Consider the following 19,683-nt stretch of genomic DNA (forward strand, 5'->3'; position numbering starts at 1 on the left):
ATGAAGATTTTAAGCCTAGAATTTGAAAACCTGAACTCTTTGAAAGGGCGTTGGAAGCTCGATTTTACCCAATCACCGTTTGCAGAAAATGGTCTGTTTGCGATTACTGGCCCAACCGGTGCGGGCAAAACCACCATTCTTGATGCGATTTGTTTGGCATTGTTCCACCGTACACCGCGTTTGAAGAGCATTGCCAAAGGCAACAATGAATTAATGACACGTGGCACGGGTGAGTGTTTTGCTGAACTGGAATTTGAAGTGCAGGGCAAAACGTACCGTTCTAACTTCCATCAAAAGCGAGCGCGTGGAAAACACGATGGCGCATTACAAACGCCAACGTGTGAATTTGCCGATGCGGACACCGACAAAGTCTTAGAGACTATGCTGACCAAGAAGACCAAGTTGGTGGAGCAGGTAACCGGTCTCGATTTTTCACGCTTCACCAAATCCATCATGTTGTCTCAGGGTGAGTTTGCGGCGTTCTTAAATGCCAATGCTAACGACCGTGCCGAGCTACTTGAAGAGCTGACGGGAACCGAAGTCTATAGCCTGATTTCAGAGCGTATCTACGATCATTTCAAATCGAGTCAAGAGTCGCTTAATCACCTTAAAGCGAAAGCGGAAGGTGTGAGCTTACTGTCTGAAGAGCAAATACACGCGCTGACCGCAGAGCGTGAAATGCTAGAAGTTGAGCAGAAGCGTTTAGCGGAGCAGTTAAAAGAGTGGCAAGCGCATCTAAGCTGGTGGAAAGACGTGACTAAAGCTGAGCAAACTATCGCGACCAGTGAGCGTGATCTTAAAACAGCTCTAGATGAATTAGACCGTAATCAACCTTCACTAGAGCGCTTGGCAAACAGTGAGCCGGCTGAAAAACTGCGCCCAATGCACAAAGATTTAAAGCGTTGCGAACAAGAGGTAAACACCACTCAAGCTCACTTAGATAACAGCACCAAGTTACTTGCCGTTCGTGATGCAGAGAAGCAAGACGCGCAAACTAAATTGACTCAAAGCAGTGCGATTGTCCAACAGGCGAAAAACGAGCAACAAGATCAAGAGAAGATCATCGATCTCGTGCGCCCGCTCGATAACCAAATTGCCGTACTCAAAGATAAGCAAACTGCGGCCGTTAATGCAGCGAATACGCTAAACGAGCAACACACGCAGCAGCGTAATCAACAGATCGTGTTAGCCCAAAAAATAGATGCACTAAAGCAACAAAATCAACTCAGCACTGAGTATTTAAATACACATCAAGCTGACCAACATCTGGAAAAATACCTAGGTCAATGGCAAGCCAAAGTTGAGCAAGTTCGTACTCTAGAGCGTCAGCATGCAGAACAGTTAAACTCAGCGAAGCAAACTTTGTCTGCGGTTGATGCTCAGCAAAAGACCATCAAATCTGCGCAAGACGCGAAAGCAACGCAAGACAAAACTTTAGCTGAATTGGTTGTGCTAGAGAGTAGTGCGAAGCAACAGTGGGAAGCATTGCAAGGCGATACCAGTGAACAGGTGCTGAATGCGCAAAAAGATCTATTGGAGTTTTGGAATCGCAATACCCACTCATTACTTGAGATCAATCGTGGCTTCCTAAATGCGCAGCAACAGCTGCACGCGAAAACACAGGCACATCAAACCAACACCCAGTTGGTCGACAAGCTTTCGAAAGAACGTGAAGTGTTGGTGGAGCGATATAAAGAGAAAGAGACTTCGCTTGAGCGATTAACGCGATTGATTGATCAAGAAGGCGAATTAGCAAAATACCGTGCAGCTCTAGAATCTGGATCTGAATGCCCATTGTGTGGTTCAACAGAGCATTCGATTGAACAGTCGCAAGATATTGCAAATTTGGTTGCTCAAAAAGAAACGGAAAACCTAGAGCTAACGGCTATCAAAAAAGAAGGCCAAGAGCATCGTCAGCAGTTAGATTCTCTTGCCCCTATGATTGCCGCGCTGAACGATGACATTCAGCGAGCGCAAGCGGATATTCAGCAGGCTCAAATGAATTGGCAAGGCGTTGTCGGCAAGCTTCAGCAGAGCTTATCGGATTTCGTTGGCACGGCTCCTGAACTGGCGCTGCTAACGATTAACGATTTAGGCAATGAAGCTACGGTTGCAACCTTTGCTCAGCAGTGTGAACTTCAACTAAGTCAGAGCGCACAGCAACTCAAAGCGTTGAGTGATGCTAAAGCGCATTATGCCGAAGCTGAGAAACAACGCCTGTCTGTAAGTGTTATGGCTGACAAGGCGCAGTCTAATCTCGAGTTGGCCGAGCAACGCTTAGCGGATCTGAATAAGCAAAACCAAGTCGCAAACGAGCAAGTGACTCAGATCATTCAAGCGAAAGAGCAGCAATGGATCGCTTTGAAAGAGAGCATTGTTCAAACTTCTATCGAAGCGCCTGAACTTGAACATATCGATGATTGGTTTACTGCGAAATCACAGGCATCAAGCACATGGCAGCAAACCAAACAGCAACAGGCCGACATTGAGAAGCAACTGATTACTCAAAATGCTGAACTGAAAACCTTAGACGACAAGCTAAGCAGTGTTGAGAAAGAGCTTGCGACACTGTCGCAAGAGAGTGAGTCTCTAGTGCTAGAACTGACTCGTCTAACGGCTGAAAGAACAGAATTGTTTGGTGACAAAGACATTCAAGCCACCAGCAATGCGATGAAGCAAAAAGTCACTGAAGCGGTTAATGCATTTGATGCCGCTCAGTTAGTGCTTAACCGCTGCGAACTGGAACACCGAACCGAGCAAACCAAACACACTGGTTTCTCGGACGAGTTGGGCAGTAAGCAATCGAGCTACACACAAGCGTCGAATGCTTGGTTAGAAGCGCTGAAAGCTAGCCCATTTGAAGGTGAGGTTGATTTTGAAGCAGCGTTGTTAGATGAAGAGGTTAGAACTCAACTTAAAAGCCTGAAGAAGTCTTTAGATGAAGCGATTGTCAGTGCACAAGCAAGGTTGAACACAGCTAAAGCAGCGCAACTGGATCTACAAAATCACGAAAATGCGAAAGCATGGCAAGAGCAAAACCAGCAGCAAGTTGAAGAAGCGACGACTGAGTGTCAAAACGAACAGCAAAGCCATGCAACCAAGATCGGTGCAATTTCTGCCAATCTTGAAACGGATAGCCAGAACCGAAGTAATCAGCAAGATCTGTTCAAACAGATCGACGAGCAACAAGTCGAGTTTGATGATATCTCACGTCTTAACTCACTTATCGGCTCAAAGAACGGCGATAAATTCCGTAAGTTTGCCCAAGGTTTAACGTTGGAAAACTTGGTGTACCTTGCGAACAAGCAGCTACAACGTTTGCATGGTCGTTACGAGCTAAAACGTAAAGCCGACGATGGTTTAGAACTGCAAGTGCTCGACACTTGGCAGGGCGATGTTATGCGTGACACTAAGACTTTGTCCGGCGGCGAAAGCTTTTTGGTGAGCTTGGCGCTGGCATTAGCGCTTTCTGATCTTGTGAGCTACAAAACCAGTATTGATTCTCTGTTCTTAGATGAAGGTTTCGGTACGCTGGATAGTGAGACATTAGACATTGCTCTAAACGCGCTGGATAACTTGAATGCATCAGGCAAAATGATTGGTGTGATTAGCCACGTTGAAGCATTGAAAGAGCGAGTACCCGTTCAGCTTAAAGTGACAAAACACTCAGGCTTAGGTGTGAGTGAGATGGAGAAGCAGTACAAGGTTGTCGCTTAGCGTATAGCTATCTTCCATCAGTGCAGAAATAGAAGCAGAGCTAGATGAAGCAGTTCCCCGACTCAGTCGTTCCTCCTTCTCGAGGATGACGGAGTCGGGGGCTGTTATCAATCATTCCGCCGCCACTCCTTAAAGTCAGGAGCGTTCAAAAAGTAGCCGTCACTCCCTAAAGTGAGAAACGAGCGTAATAGGGAATCTCCAGTAAACGCAGGAAGTGGACTCATCCAAAAGGAAACGACCATGCACAAGAAGCCTCATTTACCGACTAAGACATGTCCTGTTTGCCAAAAGCCTTTCGCATGGCGTAAAAAATGGCAGCGCTGTTGGGATGACGTGATCTACTGTTCAGAACGTTGTCGTCGTAATAAATCTTAGTCCCATACTCTTGAACAGATCAGCTCATTCCTCATGATCTAAAGCCCTTAACTCTAATATTTCCTTCCTTTGTCATCATTTTGATGATCCTTTAATCGTTTCGTCATTCATTTCTCAAGTTAATATTTCTATCTGTAAGATAAGTGATGTATAAAGGCGGCATGAAGATACCTAAAAGAATACAGCCTTTAGTTGACGATGGTTTGGTCGACGAGGTGACAAGCCAACTCATGAGTGGCAAAGAAGCATCGGTGTACATCGTACGCTGCGGCGATACGATCCGTTGTGCTAAGGTATATAAGGAAATTAGCCAACGCAGCTTTAAAAAAGCGACCGCGTATCGTGAAGGCCGAAAAGTCCGAAATAGCCGCCGTGCTCGAGCGATGGAAAAAGGCTCTGGCTTTGGTCGTGAACAACAAGAAAAGGTTTGGCAGAGTGCCGAAGTGGATGCCTTATACAAACTGGCAGAAGCGGGCGTACGTGTGCCTGTCCCTTACGGTTGCTTTGATGGCGTGCTGCTTATGGAACTGGTCACTGACGATGATGGTTATGTTGCACCACGTTTGAACGATGTCGTGATGTCAGCAGAGCAAGCGATCGAAGACCACGCCGTGATGATGACTTACGTAGTTAAAATGCTGTGTGTTGGTTTGATCCATGGTGACTTGTCTGAGTTCAACGTATTGGTGGATGAGTACGGCCCAGTAATTATCGATCTACCGCAAGCGGTTGACGCTTCGGCGAACAACAACGCTGAGTGGATGCTGGCTCGTGACATCAATAACATCCGTGATTATTACGCTCAGTTTGCTCCTGAATTGGCGAAAACCGAGTATGCCAAGGAAATGTGGGCGCTGTACGAGAAAGGCGACTTAAAGCCAGACAGCAAGCTGACGGGTGAGTTTACGGAAACGGACGACTTGGCTGATATCGAAGCCATCATGCAAGAGATAGACGCTGCGCGAACTGAAGAGCAACACCGACGTGAACGTGCGAAAGAAGAAAAAGAAGGTGTCGATGACAGCAAGTTCAATTGGGCTGAGTAATCGTGATCATCAGTTTTGATCTTGTGCTAGATATCAACCAAACGCCTTAAAAAACTGAGGCGTTCTTTCAAAAAACAACCCAATGGAGCCTCAACTCTGTTGGGTTTTCTTTTTTAGCACTAACGAAAGACGGCAACTCGTATCAACTACCAATTTAACTGCTCGCCATCATAAGCGTAGAAGTGCCCACTTTTGTCCGGTGTGGCAGTGCGAATGATATCGACTAATTGATGGGCGACATAGCTCGATTCGAACAACTTGCCTTCAGGGACATTGGTCTGAAAAGGCTTCGACAGAGCGGTGTCTGTCGTGCCCGGGTGCAGAGCCAACACGGTGCCTTTCTTAATGGTGCGTTGCCATTCTATCGACATGGTTTTGATGAACATGTTGAGGGCTGCTTTCGATGAGCGATAGCTATACCAACCGCCTAATCTGTTGTCTGAAATGCTACCTACCTTTGCGGATACCACAGCAAATTTTGGATTGTCACTCGCTCTAAGAATCGGCGTGAAGTGCTTTGCCAATAATAAGCTCGGTAGGGTGTTCACAGAGATGTTTTTGAGGAAAAAATCAGGGTCGATGGACGACAAGTTTTTCTCCGGTCCAAGATCTGGAGTGTGGAGCATACCCACGCAGTTGATCAACCAATCAAGTTGCTCAAACTCAGAACTCAAACGCTTAATATCAGCTTCGTTGGTCGCGTCGACTTTGTGCCAGCTCAAGCGATTGTTTTCTAGTTCCGGCTGTTGAGAGTGGTAAGTCGCGTCTACATGCACATCAAGAAAATCAAACCGAGAGAGCTCAGATAATAGGTGTTTAACCACAGCGAAACCAATACCGCCACTCCCACCGACCACTAATATGTGTAATCTGAGTTGCTCCACCATTATAAGTTCTCCAAGTTTGTGATTCGTTGCTCAGCGGTATCGAGAATCGCTTGTTGTGATTGCTCGTCCATGTTGTCCCAAGAGCGATATAACATGCCCATGCGTGGGTTGCGGTTTAACGCATCGCGGTGTTGGTTCATAAAGCGCCAATACAAGCTATTGAAAGGGCAAGATTGTTCGCCGCTGCGTTCTTTTATCTTGTAGTGACAGCCTTTGCAGTAGTCACTCATGCGGTTGATATAGGAACCGCTGGCAGAGTATGGTTTGGTTCCGACGATCCCGCCATCCGCAAACAGTGCCATACCTCGCGTATTTGGCATTTCAACCCACTCAATCGCGTCGACGTAAATACCAAGGTACCAACTGTCTACTTGGTGAGGGTCTATACCCGTGATTAAACAGAAGTTGCCAGTGATCATTAACCTTTGGATGTGGTGCGCGTAAGCAAATTCAAGAGACTGGTCAATCGCATGCTTCATGCAGTTCATCTTGGTTTGTCCATCCCAAAAGTAATGGGGAAGGTTGTTGTTTGCTGAGTATTGGTTTTTGTTGGAGTAAGCAGGCATGTTCGCCCAATAGACGGCGCGTATGTATTCACGCCACCCCAGTATTTGGCGTACAAACCCTTCGATCTGTGCAATGTCGATGCTTGGTTTATCTGGTGAACTGTCTCGAAGACAGGATGATTGGTGGGCCGACAGTGCTGCATCAATCACTTCTTTAGGGCTCAACAGTTTACTGTTCAACGAAAACGAAATACGGCTATGATACAAGCTCCATTTAGATTCGTGCTCTGTCGTCATCGCATCTTGAAACTGCCCAAATAACGGTAAGCAAACTTGGCAGAAATGGGCGAGCAAAGACAAGCTTTGTGCGCGGTTCACCGGCCATAATAATTGGCTGCTAACTTGACCAATGGTTTGCACTTGGTGGCGCTCGATACGCTGCAAAATGTCTGTTATGTCATTGGTAAACATCAAAGGCTGAGGCAGGTTTTCGATGTCTTGTTTCTTGAGTTTCTTTCGATTGTTCGCGTCGTAATTCCATTTGCCGCCAACTGGCTTTCCGTCTTCTAGTAAAATGTCGAAACGCTTTCTCATTCGGCGATAGAAGTGTTCCATCATGATGTGTTTGTCTTTTGGAAACTGTTGTTCGATCTCCTCGAATGGAAAGAGGAAGTGTTCGGTATCACAACAACCTTTGGTTGCATTGGTGAGCTTGAGCTTGTTCATCTGCTCTAAGAGGCGATATTCATCTGGCCTTTGATATTCAAACTTCTCTGCGCCGAATTCGTGTACATAGTGCTTTAGAAGTGTATCTAGGTTTTCAAATTGCGTTGTGTCGTCAAGAGTGAGGTGGAGTACTTGATGGCCTTGTTCTTTGAGTCCGTCAGCGAAGTAACCCATCGCACAGAAAAACGCGGCCACTTTTTGAATGTGAGATGCGACATAATCCGTTTCTTGTTTGAGCTCAGCAATGATGTAAATAACGTCATCGTTAACCTGTCGAAACCATGAGTGCTCTATATTTAGCTGGTCTCCTAATACAAGTCGTACCGTTTTAAATTTCATAATGCGTCCTGGTTTGTGAGGCTTGTTGTGACTGCGTTACCGCCTGACCATTGATTGATGAAGGCATGGTCTGGGTCGTACATTTCAGTCTGCTTGGCCAAATCAAAATGGCGTGATTTAGGTTGTAATTGGTTTTTCGTCTGGTTGTTGCGGGCGGGTTGATTGAGAGCCCCGGCGATATACGCCCAATTTCCCCAATTAGATGCCACGTCATAGTCGACAAGTTGGCTTTCGAAATAGGCCGCGCCGTGTCGCCAGTCGACGCCCAACTCATAAATCAAACAGCTTGCGGCTAACTGCCTTCCGCGATTGGACATGTAGCCAGTCGCATTAAGTTGGCGCATACATGCATCGACAATCGGGTAGTTGGTGTTACCGCTCTTCCATTTGGAAAAATTAAGGCTTGCCGATTGAGTGCTACTCTCTGCTATAACGGGGTTTGTGTATGAGCCTGTAAATAACGATGCCTTCAACGACATGCACTTCCAATAAAAATACTCTCGCCACAACAGCTCGAAATAGATCCAGTAGGTTGAATCATTGGAACCATTATGCGACTCAAATCGCGTGAGGTGTCTGCAGATTGTTTTTGGTGAGACACAACCTGATGCGAGCCACGGTGAAAACTTGGTCGAGTTCTCGACGCCATCCAACGCATTCCGAGTCTGTTTATAGCAGATCGCGTAATTGCGTGAGAAGTAGTGATCGAGATGTATTAATCCCGATGTTTCACCGCCTTTAAAGCTTTGCTCGCTCGCCAAATCACCCGTCATAAAAAGGGAGGTTTCTGAGTGACAGTGTGACGTTTTTGTTAGGTCTGGTGCTGGTGGTAACGTCGTTATGGTCAAACTTTGTGTATCGACAGACAAGTGTTCGATGAGTTTTCTGAATTTGGTAAACGAGCGGGGTAATTTGTCTAACGTAAAAGGGAAGTCATCGAGCTCAAACAAAGTCGAGTTATGAGATTGAATCGCAGTTAAGTTCGGGCAGTCAGCCAACGTTGATTGCACTAGCTGTTGCTCGTCGTAGCTACAATGAACATTTGCAAACAAGTGAGTGACGTTTAGATCAGAGATAATCTCGTTGAGCGAGTATTTAATGTTACCGCTTTTATCTTGGTCTTGTGTAAGGACGATCAGTGTTTGTTCTAGGTCGTTCAGGTTAGCCTTAAGATCGCTTATCGATTGTGAAATGAAAGCTATGCGTTGAGCGCCATATTGCTGTTCTTGGGCGAGCTGTGCTGAGTAGTGAGACAGAAGCGGTTCGACAACCACACAAACGAGCTCATCGACGATTTGGCTTGCTTGGTAAAGTAGCGCATTGTCGTTGGTTCTTAAGTCGTTTGTAAAAAGATACAGGCCAATCTTTTTCATTACTTCCACTCGGCGATTTGTTAATTATTAGACGCTTACGAGTTGATAAGCTGACAAGATCACAAATTTCTACTCTAAGTGGGTAATAGCAGATTTCGGTCAGGATCAGGGTGTTGAAGAGGGTATCAAGCCAACCAATAATACCGATAGAGGTTGGTAATGCAGGCTAGTTTTGAGTGTCGAACTGCAGCTTCTATTCCATAGGAACAACGAGAATATCGATAGGGGAAGTATCGATGATCTGTTTAGAATGGGAGATGAGCTTATGCCAAAAATCATGGTGATGGCCACATAGCAATAGGTCAACGCCGTTTACTTCGATGGCATTTTTGAGCTTATCGTTCAAGTCACCGGTTCCCACGAAAATGTGCTTGATTGGGTGCTTGGCGTACGCCTCAAACTCTCTTAAATGCTTAACGGCATCTTCATTGATGGGTAAATCACCGTCATTTCCTTGAATATCAACGAGTTCTGGATAAATTTCTCCATGCGTACCATCGATATAAACAAACGAAATGCCAGCCTCCAGTTTATCAGCGAAGAAGGTCGCTCTATCAATGAGAATCTTGGTGTCGTCAGACAGTTCAAGTGCGACCAGAATATGTCGGTAATCCATAATTAAAGCCTCTTGTTGTGAGTTATGTAACAAGCATAGTTTCTGTTGGCGCAAATGATATCGAAGAGATCTCATATTGCGTAAAATCATCATTCAATGTTCTTCTAAGCACTATCGTATTTATATCGCTTTGATTGATAAGAAATTTACAAAAGGTTGATATAGTGGTTGAAGCGCTAGCTTATGCTGTTAGATAGGCTTGATAGTTCAATGCGCCAATAACGAAGAGGCATTAATGACAGCACTACTAACCATTCCCACTCGAACATTAGGTTTCGACTACGACATTGAGATCCGAGACTGGTCTCAAAAGCTCGTCGGCTTTCATGTGTTTGACGATGGTAGACGACCGCTTGATGGGGGCATTGGGCTGAGCCTCAACCTTGTTGAGCAGTTTGACGTGAATGGTCGTTGGCTAAATTCATTACCTGCGCGCTATCGTGAAATCACCGACGACTTTCCAGAATACCAATACCAGATGCTGTGGCTTGCCGCGAATACCTATGAAGCCGCGCAATTGCTTGAATTAAGGCCTGTTATTTTGGCTTTGATCTGTATGAAGCACAGCGTCGACAACAAGAAAGCATTGGCACTGAGTCGCTTAGGGCAGAAGAAGATCCTTGCTAAGTTGGGTTTAGACAGCAGCAAGGCGACACTCAAATTCATCGACAAGCTAGAGCTTCATTACAACGTTGGTGATGAACTCGACCACATTGTTCGCATTCTCGAGCCGTTACAAAGACGAGTCCTTAAGTTTAAGCACTACTCAAAAGTTGGATACACAGCCCTGCGTTTGGATCAAGTTCATCCATTTCTTACTGGTAGCCGATTAGGGATTGCAATGGTGGAAGAGGGCAGACTTAATGCACCGTCGAAGATGGCGATGTTCCAAGATGCGATATTGCTAGGGCAAGATTTGGAGATGGATGATCCACTGCGCGCGATTACCAGTCAGAACTCTTTTGCGATGTTTGAACAACTGCATGATCGCTGGACGGAGCAACGCCAATTACGTCGTTTGGAAGGCAATCGCCCAATGGATAAAGACATCCCTTATCCCGTTCCTTTGCTCGGCAATGACAACATTCATCCGCTCACGGATTATTATGACCTTGAACACGAAGGTATAGAGCAGAAGCACTGTATTGGCGTGTATCACAACCGAATCATGAGCGATCGTTATGTGGTGTTCCGCATGCTCAAGCCTCAGCGCTTAACCATAGGTTTACGCCGCGTTCCGAGCAAAGCATTCCCTTTTGAAATAGACCAAATCTGCGGAAAGCGGAATGCACCGCCGTCGGAATCCGCTCGCCAAGTGATTCACGACTGGTTAGAAGCGAGTAAGCAAAAATATCCTAAGCAATAGCAGTGAAGTAAAGGAATGACTCATATGTATCAACAAGGTGATTTATGCCCGCATTGTGGTTTGATTATTGTGATGCCTACGGATCTACAAGGTGAATGCCTAGGATGCGGCGAAGAAATCAATCAAGACCCAGCAGGCGATTACGACGAAGAAGAGTAGCTTTACCTACACTTAGATTGAAAAAGGCTAGGATAGCCGAATCACACCCTTTCAAAGGACGGAAAAAATGCAGAAAGTAATCTTTAGAAATTGCGATGAAAGCTCACCTTATTGGCATGAGTTAGAGGACTTATTTCAAAGCGAATGGTCTGATTTCAAGTTTAAAGATACCTATAAAGAAAACGTACAACTCCCTCCAGTAATAACAGTACTTCGCGATAATGTGGTCATTGGTGGCTTGGCGTATTCCTATTTTCAAGAACCTCACCAAGTTCGTGATGTAGTGTGGATCAACGCCGTGTTCGTCGCCCCTCAATGGCGCGGTCAAGGCATTGCCAGTGAACTGATTAATCGTGGTGTCAGACAGGTTTCTTCTGCAGTGCAAACTCAACTCTACGCGTACACCAATATCATGGGTCTCTACCAAGGGCTAGGTTGGTCAATCGTAAATATCGAATCAGAACCGAACCATAAAGTGATGAGTATTGAGCTTAATCGATAAGCTCGGAATAAAAGCCTGATATTAGTTTATCTGCCGTTCGAGTAATGAATTTCTCCCTTTCATCCATAATGCATAAACCTGTTAAATTTTCGTTGAAACTCATGCCGATATCGCGTTTAAATCAAACAACTAGCTGTTGATTAAAACGATCAAGACGATTTATTGCAGCAGTTGTTGAGCACAAAGCCTATATTGACTAGAATGACGCACTTTTTTTATTTACGTACATACAGGTAATGAACATGAGCGATACTAATTCAAGACCAGCTTTACCAGATCATCTTGCAGGCAACCCACGCAGCCCACACCACGTTGCTGAGTGTTTCGAATACCCAATCGGCATTCGTCTAAATGGTAAAGAGCGTACTGATGTTGAAGAATACTGCATCAGCGAAGGTTGGGTTAAGATCCCTTCTCCAAAAGCGCTAGATCGTTTTGGTCAGCCAATGCTTATTACTCTAAAAGGCACTGTAGAAGCTTTTTACATCGACGCATAATCACTTCGTGTGGCTAGCTAATACTTCGAGTAAATAGCTATGTTTGCTTAATTAGCCAACATAAAGCCACCAAGCGTTATTACCTAAAAGGGTCTAGAGAAATCTAGACCCTTTTTGTTTGCATTGATTTTGGCGAACTTCTTTAACTAATAGCCCAAACCACCTTCATAACTCCACAGACTCTACCAAAATTGTTGTTATTCACTATGCATTCGCATTAATAACAAAGTTGTTGTTGGTTGATTTATGTTCGCTCGCTCTTTTTTGGTTTGTTCACTCTCGAAAGTTCTGATGTTTAATTAACCAGATACAAACAAAAATATGAAGCGTAGTCTAATTAAATGAAACTAATATGCTGTATTTAAAGTTATTTTTTGTTAATGACTACCTCTATCACAGAAATTAATCCTGAAGCACATACAATGCCCTGACTTTCGAATGAGCGCTAAATTTTTTCGTTCGAGCATTTTTATTTCTATCGCCCAATACACATGAGGTTCCTATGTTTGGAATATTCAAACCTATGGCGCATATCGATCGCTTATCTACCGATAAGATCGATAGCACCTATACACGATTACGATGGCAGCTTTTTCTCGGCATTTTTGTTGGTTATGCGGGATACTATTTAGTCCGCAAAAACTTCAGTTTGGCGATGCCATATCTTATTGAACAAGGATACAGTCGCGGAGAGCTCGGGGTTGCTTTGGCCGCAGTTTCCATTGCTTACGGTCTATCTAAATTTTTAATGGGTAGCGTTTCTGATCGTTCTAATCCTCGTTATTTCCTCAGTGGCGGCTTGTTAATGTCGGCATTGGTCATGTTCTGCTTTGGTTTCATGCCATGGGCGACAGGAAGCATCACTGCGATGTTTATCCTGCTGTTCTTGAATGGTTGGTTTCAGGGCATGGGCTGGCCAGCTTGTGGGCGAACCATGGTTCACTGGTGGTCACGAAAAGAACGTGGTGAGATCGTATCGGTATGGAACGTTGCTCACAACGTGGGCGGTGGATTAATTGGTCCAATGTTCCTGTTGGGTCTATGGGCTTTCAATGACGATTGGCGAACCGCTTTTTATGTTCCTGCATTTTTTGCCACTCTCGTTGCTATTTTTGTTTGGTTCACAGTAAGAGATACGCCTCAGTCTTGTGGTCTACCTCCAATTGAAGAGCACAAAGACGATTACCCAGACGACTACGATACGTCTCATGAGAAAGAAATGACGGCGAAAGAGATCTTCTTTAAGTACGTTTTCTCTAACAAACTGTTGTGGTCAATCGCGATTGCTAACGCGTTTGTTTACCTTATCCGTTATGGTGTACTCGATTGGGCTCCGGTTTACTTAAAAGAAGCGAAAGACTTCTCAGTAGATAAATCGTCTTGGGCTTACTTCTTGTACGAGTGGGCAGGTATTCCTGGCACTTTATTGTGTGGTTGGATTTCAGATAAGTTGTTTAAAGGCCGACGTGCACCAGCAGGGATCCTGTTCATGGTACTCGTGACTGTTGCTGTGTTGGTGTACTGGCTGAACCCAGCAGGTAACCCAACGGTTGATATGTTGGCATTGGTTGCGATTGGTTTCCTTATCTATGGCCCTGTAATGCTGATCGGCTTGTATGCACTGGAACTTGCACCTAAGAAAGCGGCGGGTACAGCTGCTGGTCTAACTGGTTTGTTTGGTTACTTAGGTGGCGCGGTTGCTGCGAACGCAATACTCGGTTTTATGGTTGACCATTACGGTTGGGATGGCGGCTTCATTATTTTGGTCGGCGCTTGTGTGGCTTCAATAATCTGTCTGCTGTACGCCTTTTTAGGTGAGCGTGCGCACCATAAACAAAAAGATCTTGAACGAGAGAAAGAAGCGCTAGCTCAGTAGTGTATTTACTGAATCACATCTATAAATAACAACAGAGGCAGGTATATCCTGCTTCTGTTTTATCAAGGGAAACAATAATGAAAACAACGTCACTGTCTCTGACCTTATTAGCACTAAGCTTATCTGCAAATGTATTCGCCGATCCTTTAGTGATTGCGCATCGCGGTGCTTCTGGTTATTTGCCTGAACACACATTGCCCGCTAAAGCGCTCGCTTATGCGATGAAACCTGACTACATCGAACAAGATGTCGTGATGACCAAAGACGACCAATTGGTGGTTTTGCATGATCACTATCTAGACCGAGTCACCGATGTCGCGGATCGCTTTCCAACACGCGCTCGTAAAGATGGCCGCTATTACGCGATTGATTTTACGCTCGCTGAGATCAAATCATTAAAGGTGACCGAAGGCTTTAACTTAGATGAACAAGGTAATAGAGTAGCAGGGTACCCAACGCGCTTCCCAATGTGGCAGTCTGATTTCCGTGTCGCTACCTTTGCTGAAGAAATCGAGCTGATCCAAGGCTTGAATAAGACCCTTGGTTATAACGTGGGTATCTACCCAGAAATCAAAGCACCTTGGTTCCATCGTCACGAAGGCAAAGACATCTCCAAAGCGGTACTTGCGACCTTGCATCAATATGGTTACCTATCGAAAGGCGACAAAGTGTATTTGCAGTGTTTCGACGCCAATGAACTTCAACGTATTAACGATGAGCTCATGCATGCGATGGAAATGGATCTTAAGCTCGTTCAGTTGATGGCCTATACAGATTGGAATGAAACCATGACGTACCAAGGTGACAAAGCAACGCCTTACAGTTATGACTGGATGTTTGAAGCTGGTGGCATGGAAAAAGTGGCGACTTATGCGGAAGGAATTGGTCCTTGGAAGCCAATGTTGGTAGACGATGCATCGACCAAAAATAACATCATTATTAAACCGTTAATGAAATCAGCAAAAGAAGCGGGCTTAGACGTTCACCCGTACACGTTCCGTGCCGACCCAGGAAGAATCCCAGCTTATGCCGATAATTTTGATGGCATGTTGGATGTCTTCTACAACCAAGTGAAAGTCGATGGTGTGTTTACCGACTTCCCAGACAAAGCGGTCGACTTCTTGAACCGTTAGTATCCTGTCAGTTACGAGCTATTAGTAACGAGATATTCAGAGCCAAAAGCACACACTAAAGCTGTTTTTGGCTCTTCTTTCACTTTTTGGATCTTTTTGTATTGGCCTCGAAATCCTTCCGATATTCTTCTTTCTCAGCCCACATTTTGATATTCACTCGGTTTACAGCAATAACCTGACTTGATAGGTTACTCCCAATGCAGCCAGATGCTTAATCTATAAGTGTTTATCGGTTCAACCTAATATTGAATTTGGAAAGATCATGGAACAAAGAAGCGAAGCTTATCTTGATAGCTACCTCAACACATTGCCAGCAGAAGTTGCTTCGCAATACACCTCTTTCAGTGCCGACTATTACTGTGCTGATGAATACAACGCCAACCTCTGCGCTCAGTTGATTCTCAAAGGTGAAAAACAAGCGTCCTGCAGCCTTGAATATTGGTACAGCCATGAAGGAGAAGTGATGCCTGTCGTAGGGCATTTACAAGTCGTCACTGACTGGGATGGCAAACCGGTTTGCATTGTAGAGATCACTTCAGTCTCACAGTGCAAATACAACGAAGTTACTGCTGAGTTTGCTGCCGCCGAAGGCGAGGGTGATAAAACACTTGAATGGTGGCGAGAAGCGCACTGGAACTTCTTCTCTCGTGAATGTGAAGAGCTCAAGATCTCACCAAGTGAAGACATGTTACTTATGTTGGAACGCTTCAAAGTGGTTTATCAATAGTGAAGTCCCCGCTCGTGATGTGTTGAATCGGAAGGCATGGCACTTTAGCCTTCATTTGACCAATACAAGATAACTAACAATCACAAGGAGAGTGATGTGAAGATAGCGATATTGGATGACTATCAGAACGTCGTTAAAGACCTCAACTGTTTCCAGAAACTTGAACAATATGATGTCACGGTATTTACCGATACTTACTCAGAGCAAGAGCTCGTCGCTAAGTTGGTCTCGTTTGAAGCCATTGTGCTCATTCGTGAAAGAACCGAGATCACCGAATCTTTGTTATCACAACTCCCCAACCTCAAGCTGATTAGCCAGACGGGCAAAGTGAGCAACCATATCGACCCGCAAATGTGCGAACGATTTGGTGTTACCGTTTTAGAAGGTCGAGGCTCGCCTGTTGCGCCCTCCGAGCTATGTTGGGCGTTGATTATGACTGCATCGCGCCACATTCCGACTTATGCTTCAAACCTTAAACAGAACCAGTGGCAGGATTCTGGCTCATTAGGGTTAGGTCGAACTTTGAAGGACTTGAAGCTAGGTATTTGGGGCTACGGAAAAATCGGAAAATGCATTGCACAATACGCCCAAGCATTTGGGATGTCTGTCGTAGTGTGGGGGAGCCAAGCTTCACGCGATCAAGCACAAGCAGATGGCTTCGAAGCAGCAGCAACCAAACAAGACTTCTTTCGAGAAGTTGATGTTCTTTCTTTGCATTTGCGTTTGAATGATGTGACCAGAGGATGTGTTACGGCATACGACCTCAGCTTGATGAAGCCGGACTCACTGTTTGTGAACATCAGCCGTGCCGAGTTAGTCGAACCGATGGCCTTGTATCATGAACTACACGAGATACCGACCAAAACTGCCGCTATTGATGTGTTCGATTGTGAGCCTGTAACAGAGAACACTGAACCGTTACTGTCCTTAACAAACGTCACGGCAACGCCACATTTGGGCTATGTTGAACAAAATAGCTACGAACTCTACTTCGATATCGCCTTCGACAATATTCTGTTCTATCAAAAAGATAGCTTGTAGAAGAGTTATGACCAATGCAGGAGGCAAGATGAACAAGACGACGAAGCCAATCGAATTAACAGAAGTAGTCTTATTCGACTGGGGCAATACGCTGATGGTCGATTTCCCAGACGCACAAGGGAAGATGTGTGACTGGGAAACCGTACAAGAAGTGAGTGGTGCTCGTGTATTACTGGCTGAACTCTCCAAAAATCATCAAGTCTATGTTGCCACTAATGCCGGTGACTTGACAGAACAAGACATTATTCAAGCGTTTGAACGAGTTGGTCTGTCTCAATATCTCTCCGGTTATTTCTGCAAGGCGAGTCTTGGCGTATCCAAATACGATTCTGATTTTTATCCTGCAATCATTACACAGTTAGGTGTTCAAGCTCAGGATGTGACGATGATTGGAGACACTCTCGAAAAAGACATCTACGCTGCGTTAGCGAGTGGTTTACACGTTGTGTGGTTGAACACAGAAGGCACTGTTCTTAAGTCAGAGCATCCGAATATCGTACAAGTTCAAAGCCTAAGTGAACTATTGGAGAAGTACCATGGATGATCACTCTGAGATCTGGCGTCAGTATTATCAAAAGGCACTAAGCAAACCTCATTTAAAGAGAACTGAATACGCAATTAAACTGAATGAGTCAGGTTTAAATGTTGCGATTGATTGTGGTTGTGGAACAGGTAGTGACATCGCTTTTTTAGAACAGCAAGCGTATCAAGTGTATGGTTTCGACGTTAATCCTGATTCGATTGCACTATGTCGGGATCGTTTGGGTCGCAAAGCTTCGGTCGAGATATCTGAAAATGGATTTGAACACTATGATTACCCTAAATCTGGCGTAGTGATTGCCAATTCGAGTCTGTTTTTTGCTGACCCAACCCGTTTTGACGGGGTTTGGCACAATATTGAAAACTGTCTTGAAATCGGTGGTGTATTCGCAGGCGACTTCATGGGCGTCGATGACAGTTGGGCACATGGCTATCGAACCCCAACAACGCCGTTAACAAAATCCAAAGTACTTAGCTTATTCAACGACTTTGAGATAGTACGATTCCATGAGCGAGACGAACAAGCACTCACGTCGCTGGGTAGGATGAAGCATTGGCACACTTACTCGGTCGTTGCGATTAAGCGTCGTTAAAGTCAGTAACTAAAACTCGTTCGGATGCTTGCCTGTTTTGACGCCAACTTCTCATCTCTGTGTTGTTTAATCCTCTAAGCTAACTCTAGTTTCCACTATGAGGGCTAGGTTATGAGTATCGAACGTCACGGAATATCAGTTGGAATTGAACGTGTTAGCGGTGAAACCATCGTTGTGTTTAAAGCGAAAGGCAAACTCACACACGATGACTATCAAGCAATGATGCCAATTCTAAGTACTACGCTAGAAGAACTCGATTCATCTAAACTCAAGATGCTGGTCGACATCTCCACCTTAACGGGTTGGGAGTTGCGTGCTGCTTGGGATGATTTCAAACTGGGATTAGAGCTCAATTCGAAGATAGACAAAATCGCGATTTATGGTGATAAAAGCTGGCAAGAATTCGCTTCAAAAGTAGGGAGCTGGTTTGTGTCCGGTGAGATTAAGTCATTCGAAGACCATGACTCTGCGCTTAAGTGGTTGGTCGACTGATACTCTTTTTCGGACAACTACTGGGTAATCAGTAAACAACGCCAATGACAGTTGACGAGTATCGTCTCTTAGGCTGTCATTTTTCGTTTTGGCGATGATATTTCCTATTCGATTCAATAGAGTATATTCACTCCAGCGTGTAACATACCCAGGCTTGGTTTGGTCGTAACTAATAGCGCGGCCAGATTCAGTAATAACGAGAACTAAAACAGAAATAAGGTCTAACGACATGCATAAGATAATTGATAAGCTGGCTTGGATATTCATCAAAGACGGCAAGCTGTTGATGGTGAGATCAAAAGGCAAAGAGCTGTTCTACTTGCCGGGCGGAAAGCGCGAAGCAGGCGAAAGTGATGAGCAAGCACTGGTTCGCGAAATCAAAGAAGAGATCTCAGTCGATTTAGTGCCTGATTCCATCAAATACGTCGAGACGTTTACAGGCCAAGCTGATGGCAAAGCGGAAGGCGTATCAGTGCAATTGACTTGTTATCTTGCTGATTATATTGGTGAACTGTCTCCAGACGCCGAAATCGAAGAACTTAAGTTTGTTGATGGCAACGACAGAGCGGTATGTTCATTGGCAGCACTGGTTGCGCTTGATTGGTTAGAAGCGAACCAGTATTTGTCTTGAGGTTTTAGCATCTATCAGCTGTATTAGTGCATATTAGCTAATGCTGAAAATTGATCTTCAAAAGATCATCGCTTACGAATAGCTTGAAAGGCGGCTGTCTTTCATCAACAGGTCGAGTTTCCTTTGAGCTTTCTTCGTGTCTTGTAAATCCACCACCTCAATCATTTCACATTCATCTCGTACCATCTCATTAATTAGGCTTGGGTAATGTCGGCAATCTTCTGGTCGGTCTAAGTAAATACTGCATGTGTACTTGGCTTGAGCCTTGGTGTCTTTCGTCGGAACTAGCTCCAGAAAAGGGCATCGAGTTAAACGTTCGCCAGATTCAGGATCAAACCATATCTCGCTTCCTCGAACATATTCGAAGATGTCTGGGTTGAACAGCTCCCACAAATCGATCTCTTCTTGCGTTGCGGCAAGGTCACCATCTCCGTATTTGATACAGCATTTCCCGCATTGATTACAATTTTTCATTAGTGACTTCATTGGTTGGTGAGCTTTTATCATTTTACCACTGATAGGCGTGGCACGTTGACTTTGT

At 44.9% G+C, this 19,683-nt stretch carries 20 protein-coding genes; 15 read left to right on the top strand and 5 right to left on the bottom strand.

Annotated features, from left to right (window positions below):
- From A142_RS16685 to A142_RS16690, 3 genes are all read left to right on the top strand, one after another.
- The gene (locus tag A142_RS16685; protein WP_019823449.1) at positions 1 to 3,717 is read left to right on the top strand and encodes an AAA family ATPase; all 3,717 of its coding nucleotides are present in this window, start codon (positions 1 to 3) and stop codon (positions 3,715 to 3,717) included.
- A gap of 240 nt (positions 3,718 to 3,957) precedes the next feature.
- Entirely contained in the window at positions 3,958 to 4,092 is a 135-nt protein-coding gene (locus A142_RS24485) for a DUF2256 domain-containing protein (RefSeq protein WP_019823450.1), read from the top strand.
- A 161-nt stretch (positions 4,093 to 4,253) separates the two neighbouring features.
- Positions 4,254 to 5,138 (top strand): PA4780 family RIO1-like protein kinase, encoded by an 885-nt coding sequence (locus tag A142_RS16690; protein ID WP_029405529.1) that lies wholly within the window; start codon positions 4,254 to 4,256, stop codon positions 5,136 to 5,138.
- Positions 5,139 to 5,284: 146 nt separating this feature from the next.
- On the opposite strand, the gene A142_RS16695 is transcribed toward A142_RS16690, so the two are convergent.
- The 4 genes from A142_RS16695 to A142_RS16710 all read right to left on the bottom strand — a co-directional run bounded on the left by A142_RS16695 (position 5,285) and on the right by A142_RS16710 (position 9,585).
- Positions 5,285 to 6,025, bottom strand: a complete 741-nt coding sequence (locus A142_RS16695; protein ID WP_019823452.1) for an SDR family oxidoreductase — start codon at positions 6,023 to 6,025, stop codon at positions 5,285 to 5,287.
- Positions 6,025 to 7,596 (bottom strand): cryptochrome/photolyase family protein, encoded by a 1,572-nt coding sequence (locus A142_RS16700; protein ID WP_019823453.1) that lies wholly within the window; start codon positions 7,594 to 7,596, stop codon positions 6,025 to 6,027. The genes A142_RS16695 and A142_RS16700 overlap by 1 nt, the downstream gene beginning before the upstream one ends.
- On the bottom strand, positions 7,593 to 8,969 hold the full coding sequence (locus tag A142_RS16705; protein WP_019823454.1) for a DASH family cryptochrome: 1,377 nt from the start codon (positions 8,967 to 8,969) through the stop codon (positions 7,593 to 7,595). The genes A142_RS16700 and A142_RS16705 overlap by 4 nt, the downstream gene beginning before the upstream one ends.
- Positions 8,970 to 9,162: 193 nt before the next feature.
- Positions 9,163 to 9,585 (bottom strand): universal stress protein, encoded by a 423-nt coding sequence (locus tag A142_RS16710; RefSeq protein ID WP_019823455.1) that lies wholly within the window; start codon positions 9,583 to 9,585, stop codon positions 9,163 to 9,165.
- Between the two features lie 235 nt (positions 9,586 to 9,820).
- Between A142_RS16710 and A142_RS16715 the strand changes: the two genes are divergently transcribed.
- From A142_RS16715 to A142_RS16765, 12 genes are all read left to right on the top strand, one after another.
- Positions 9,821 to 10,951: a PcfJ domain-containing protein gene (locus A142_RS16715; protein ID WP_019823456.1), complete on the top strand. Its 1,131-nt coding sequence runs from the start codon at positions 9,821 to 9,823 to the stop codon at positions 10,949 to 10,951.
- 15 nt (positions 10,952 to 10,966) lie between these two features.
- Positions 10,967 to 11,110, top strand: coding sequence for a hypothetical protein (locus A142_RS24985; protein WP_158008806.1), 144 nt, complete (start codon positions 10,967 to 10,969; stop codon positions 11,108 to 11,110).
- A gap of 67 nt (positions 11,111 to 11,177) precedes the next feature.
- Positions 11,178 to 11,612, top strand: a complete 435-nt coding sequence (locus tag A142_RS16720; protein WP_019823458.1) for a GNAT family N-acetyltransferase — start codon at positions 11,178 to 11,180, stop codon at positions 11,610 to 11,612.
- A 242-nt stretch (positions 11,613 to 11,854) separates the two neighbouring features.
- Positions 11,855 to 12,109: a DUF3297 family protein gene (locus A142_RS16725; protein WP_017059204.1), complete on the top strand. Its 255-nt coding sequence runs from the start codon at positions 11,855 to 11,857 to the stop codon at positions 12,107 to 12,109.
- Positions 12,110 to 12,611: 502 nt separating this feature from the next.
- The gene (gene glpT, locus A142_RS16730; RefSeq protein ID WP_019823460.1) at positions 12,612 to 13,985 is read left to right on the top strand and encodes a glycerol-3-phosphate transporter; all 1,374 of its coding nucleotides are present in this window, start codon (positions 12,612 to 12,614) and stop codon (positions 13,983 to 13,985) included.
- A 77-nt stretch (positions 13,986 to 14,062) separates the two neighbouring features.
- The gene (glpQ, locus tag A142_RS16735) at positions 14,063 to 15,118 is read left to right on the top strand and encodes a glycerophosphodiester phosphodiesterase (protein ID WP_019823461.1); all 1,056 of its coding nucleotides are present in this window, start codon (positions 14,063 to 14,065) and stop codon (positions 15,116 to 15,118) included.
- Between the two features lie 262 nt (positions 15,119 to 15,380).
- A complete protein-coding gene (locus tag A142_RS16740) occupies positions 15,381 to 15,845 on the top strand; it encodes an ASCH domain-containing protein (RefSeq protein ID WP_019823462.1) in 465 nt (154 codons plus the stop codon).
- Between the two features lie 96 nt (positions 15,846 to 15,941).
- Complete coding sequence (locus tag A142_RS16745; RefSeq protein ID WP_029405531.1) at positions 15,942 to 16,886, top strand: D-2-hydroxyacid dehydrogenase family protein; 945 nt, start codon at positions 15,942 to 15,944, stop codon at positions 16,884 to 16,886.
- 28 nt (positions 16,887 to 16,914) lie between these two features.
- Positions 16,915 to 17,430: an HAD family hydrolase gene (locus tag A142_RS16750; protein WP_019823463.1), complete on the top strand. Its 516-nt coding sequence runs from the start codon at positions 16,915 to 16,917 to the stop codon at positions 17,428 to 17,430.
- Entirely contained in the window at positions 17,423 to 18,019 is a 597-nt protein-coding gene (locus A142_RS16755; RefSeq protein WP_019823464.1) for a class I SAM-dependent methyltransferase, read from the top strand. The genes A142_RS16750 and A142_RS16755 overlap by 8 nt, the downstream gene beginning before the upstream one ends.
- 111 nt (positions 18,020 to 18,130) lie before the next feature.
- Positions 18,131 to 18,511, top strand: coding sequence for an STAS/SEC14 domain-containing protein (locus A142_RS16760; protein WP_019823466.1), 381 nt, complete (start codon positions 18,131 to 18,133; stop codon positions 18,509 to 18,511).
- 229 nt (positions 18,512 to 18,740) lie between these two features.
- Positions 18,741 to 19,142 carry an NUDIX hydrolase gene (locus A142_RS16765; RefSeq protein ID WP_019823468.1) on the top strand — a complete coding sequence of 134 codons (402 nt, stop codon included), beginning with the start codon at positions 18,741 to 18,743 and terminating at the stop codon, positions 19,140 to 19,142.
- Positions 19,143 to 19,214: 72 nt separating this feature from the next.
- On the opposite strand, the gene A142_RS16770 is transcribed toward A142_RS16765, so the two are convergent.
- Positions 19,215 to 19,616, bottom strand: coding sequence for a YkgJ family cysteine cluster protein (locus A142_RS16770; RefSeq protein ID WP_019823470.1), 402 nt, complete (start codon positions 19,614 to 19,616; stop codon positions 19,215 to 19,217).
- Positions 19,617 to 19,683: the final 67 nt, after the last annotated feature.

Source organism: Vibrio splendidus 12E03, from assembly GCF_000272105.2.
GTDB lineage: Bacteria > Pseudomonadota > Gammaproteobacteria > Enterobacterales > Vibrionaceae > Vibrio > Vibrio splendidus_I.

Coding starts and splice junctions, on each gene's coding strand:
- A142_RS16685 (WP_019823449.1), top strand. CDS start 1: ATGAAGATTTTAAGCCTAGAATTTGAAAACCTGAACTCTTTGAAAGGG.
- A142_RS24485 (WP_019823450.1), top strand. CDS start 3,958: ATGCACAAGAAGCCTCATTTACCGACTAAGACATGTCCTGTTTGCCAA.
- A142_RS16690 (WP_029405529.1), top strand. CDS start 4,254: ATGAAGATACCTAAAAGAATACAGCCTTTAGTTGACGATGGTTTGGTC.
- A142_RS16695 (WP_019823452.1), bottom strand. CDS start 6,025: ATGGTGGAGCAACTCAGATTACACATATTAGTGGTCGGTGGGAGTGGC.
- A142_RS16700 (WP_019823453.1), bottom strand. CDS start 7,596: ATGAAATTTAAAACGGTACGACTTGTATTAGGAGACCAGCTAAATATA.
- A142_RS16705 (WP_019823454.1), bottom strand. CDS start 8,969: ATGAAAAAGATTGGCCTGTATCTTTTTACAAACGACTTAAGAACCAAC.
- A142_RS16710 (WP_019823455.1), bottom strand. CDS start 9,585: ATGGATTACCGACATATTCTGGTCGCACTTGAACTGTCTGACGACACC.
- A142_RS16715 (WP_019823456.1), top strand. CDS start 9,821: ATGACAGCACTACTAACCATTCCCACTCGAACATTAGGTTTCGACTAC.
- A142_RS24985 (WP_158008806.1), top strand. CDS start 10,967: ATGACTCATATGTATCAACAAGGTGATTTATGCCCGCATTGTGGTTTG.
- A142_RS16720 (WP_019823458.1), top strand. CDS start 11,178: ATGCAGAAAGTAATCTTTAGAAATTGCGATGAAAGCTCACCTTATTGG.
- A142_RS16725 (WP_017059204.1), top strand. CDS start 11,855: ATGAGCGATACTAATTCAAGACCAGCTTTACCAGATCATCTTGCAGGC.
- glpT (WP_019823460.1), top strand. CDS start 12,612: ATGTTTGGAATATTCAAACCTATGGCGCATATCGATCGCTTATCTACC.
- glpQ (WP_019823461.1), top strand. CDS start 14,063: ATGAAAACAACGTCACTGTCTCTGACCTTATTAGCACTAAGCTTATCT.
- A142_RS16740 (WP_019823462.1), top strand. CDS start 15,381: ATGGAACAAAGAAGCGAAGCTTATCTTGATAGCTACCTCAACACATTG.
- A142_RS16750 (WP_019823463.1), top strand. CDS start 16,915: ATGAACAAGACGACGAAGCCAATCGAATTAACAGAAGTAGTCTTATTC.
- A142_RS16755 (WP_019823464.1), top strand. CDS start 17,423: ATGGATGATCACTCTGAGATCTGGCGTCAGTATTATCAAAAGGCACTA.
- A142_RS16760 (WP_019823466.1), top strand. CDS start 18,131: ATGAGTATCGAACGTCACGGAATATCAGTTGGAATTGAACGTGTTAGC.
- A142_RS16765 (WP_019823468.1), top strand. CDS start 18,741: ATGCATAAGATAATTGATAAGCTGGCTTGGATATTCATCAAAGACGGC.
- A142_RS16770 (WP_019823470.1), bottom strand. CDS start 19,616: ATGAAAAATTGTAATCAATGCGGGAAATGCTGTATCAAATACGGAGAT.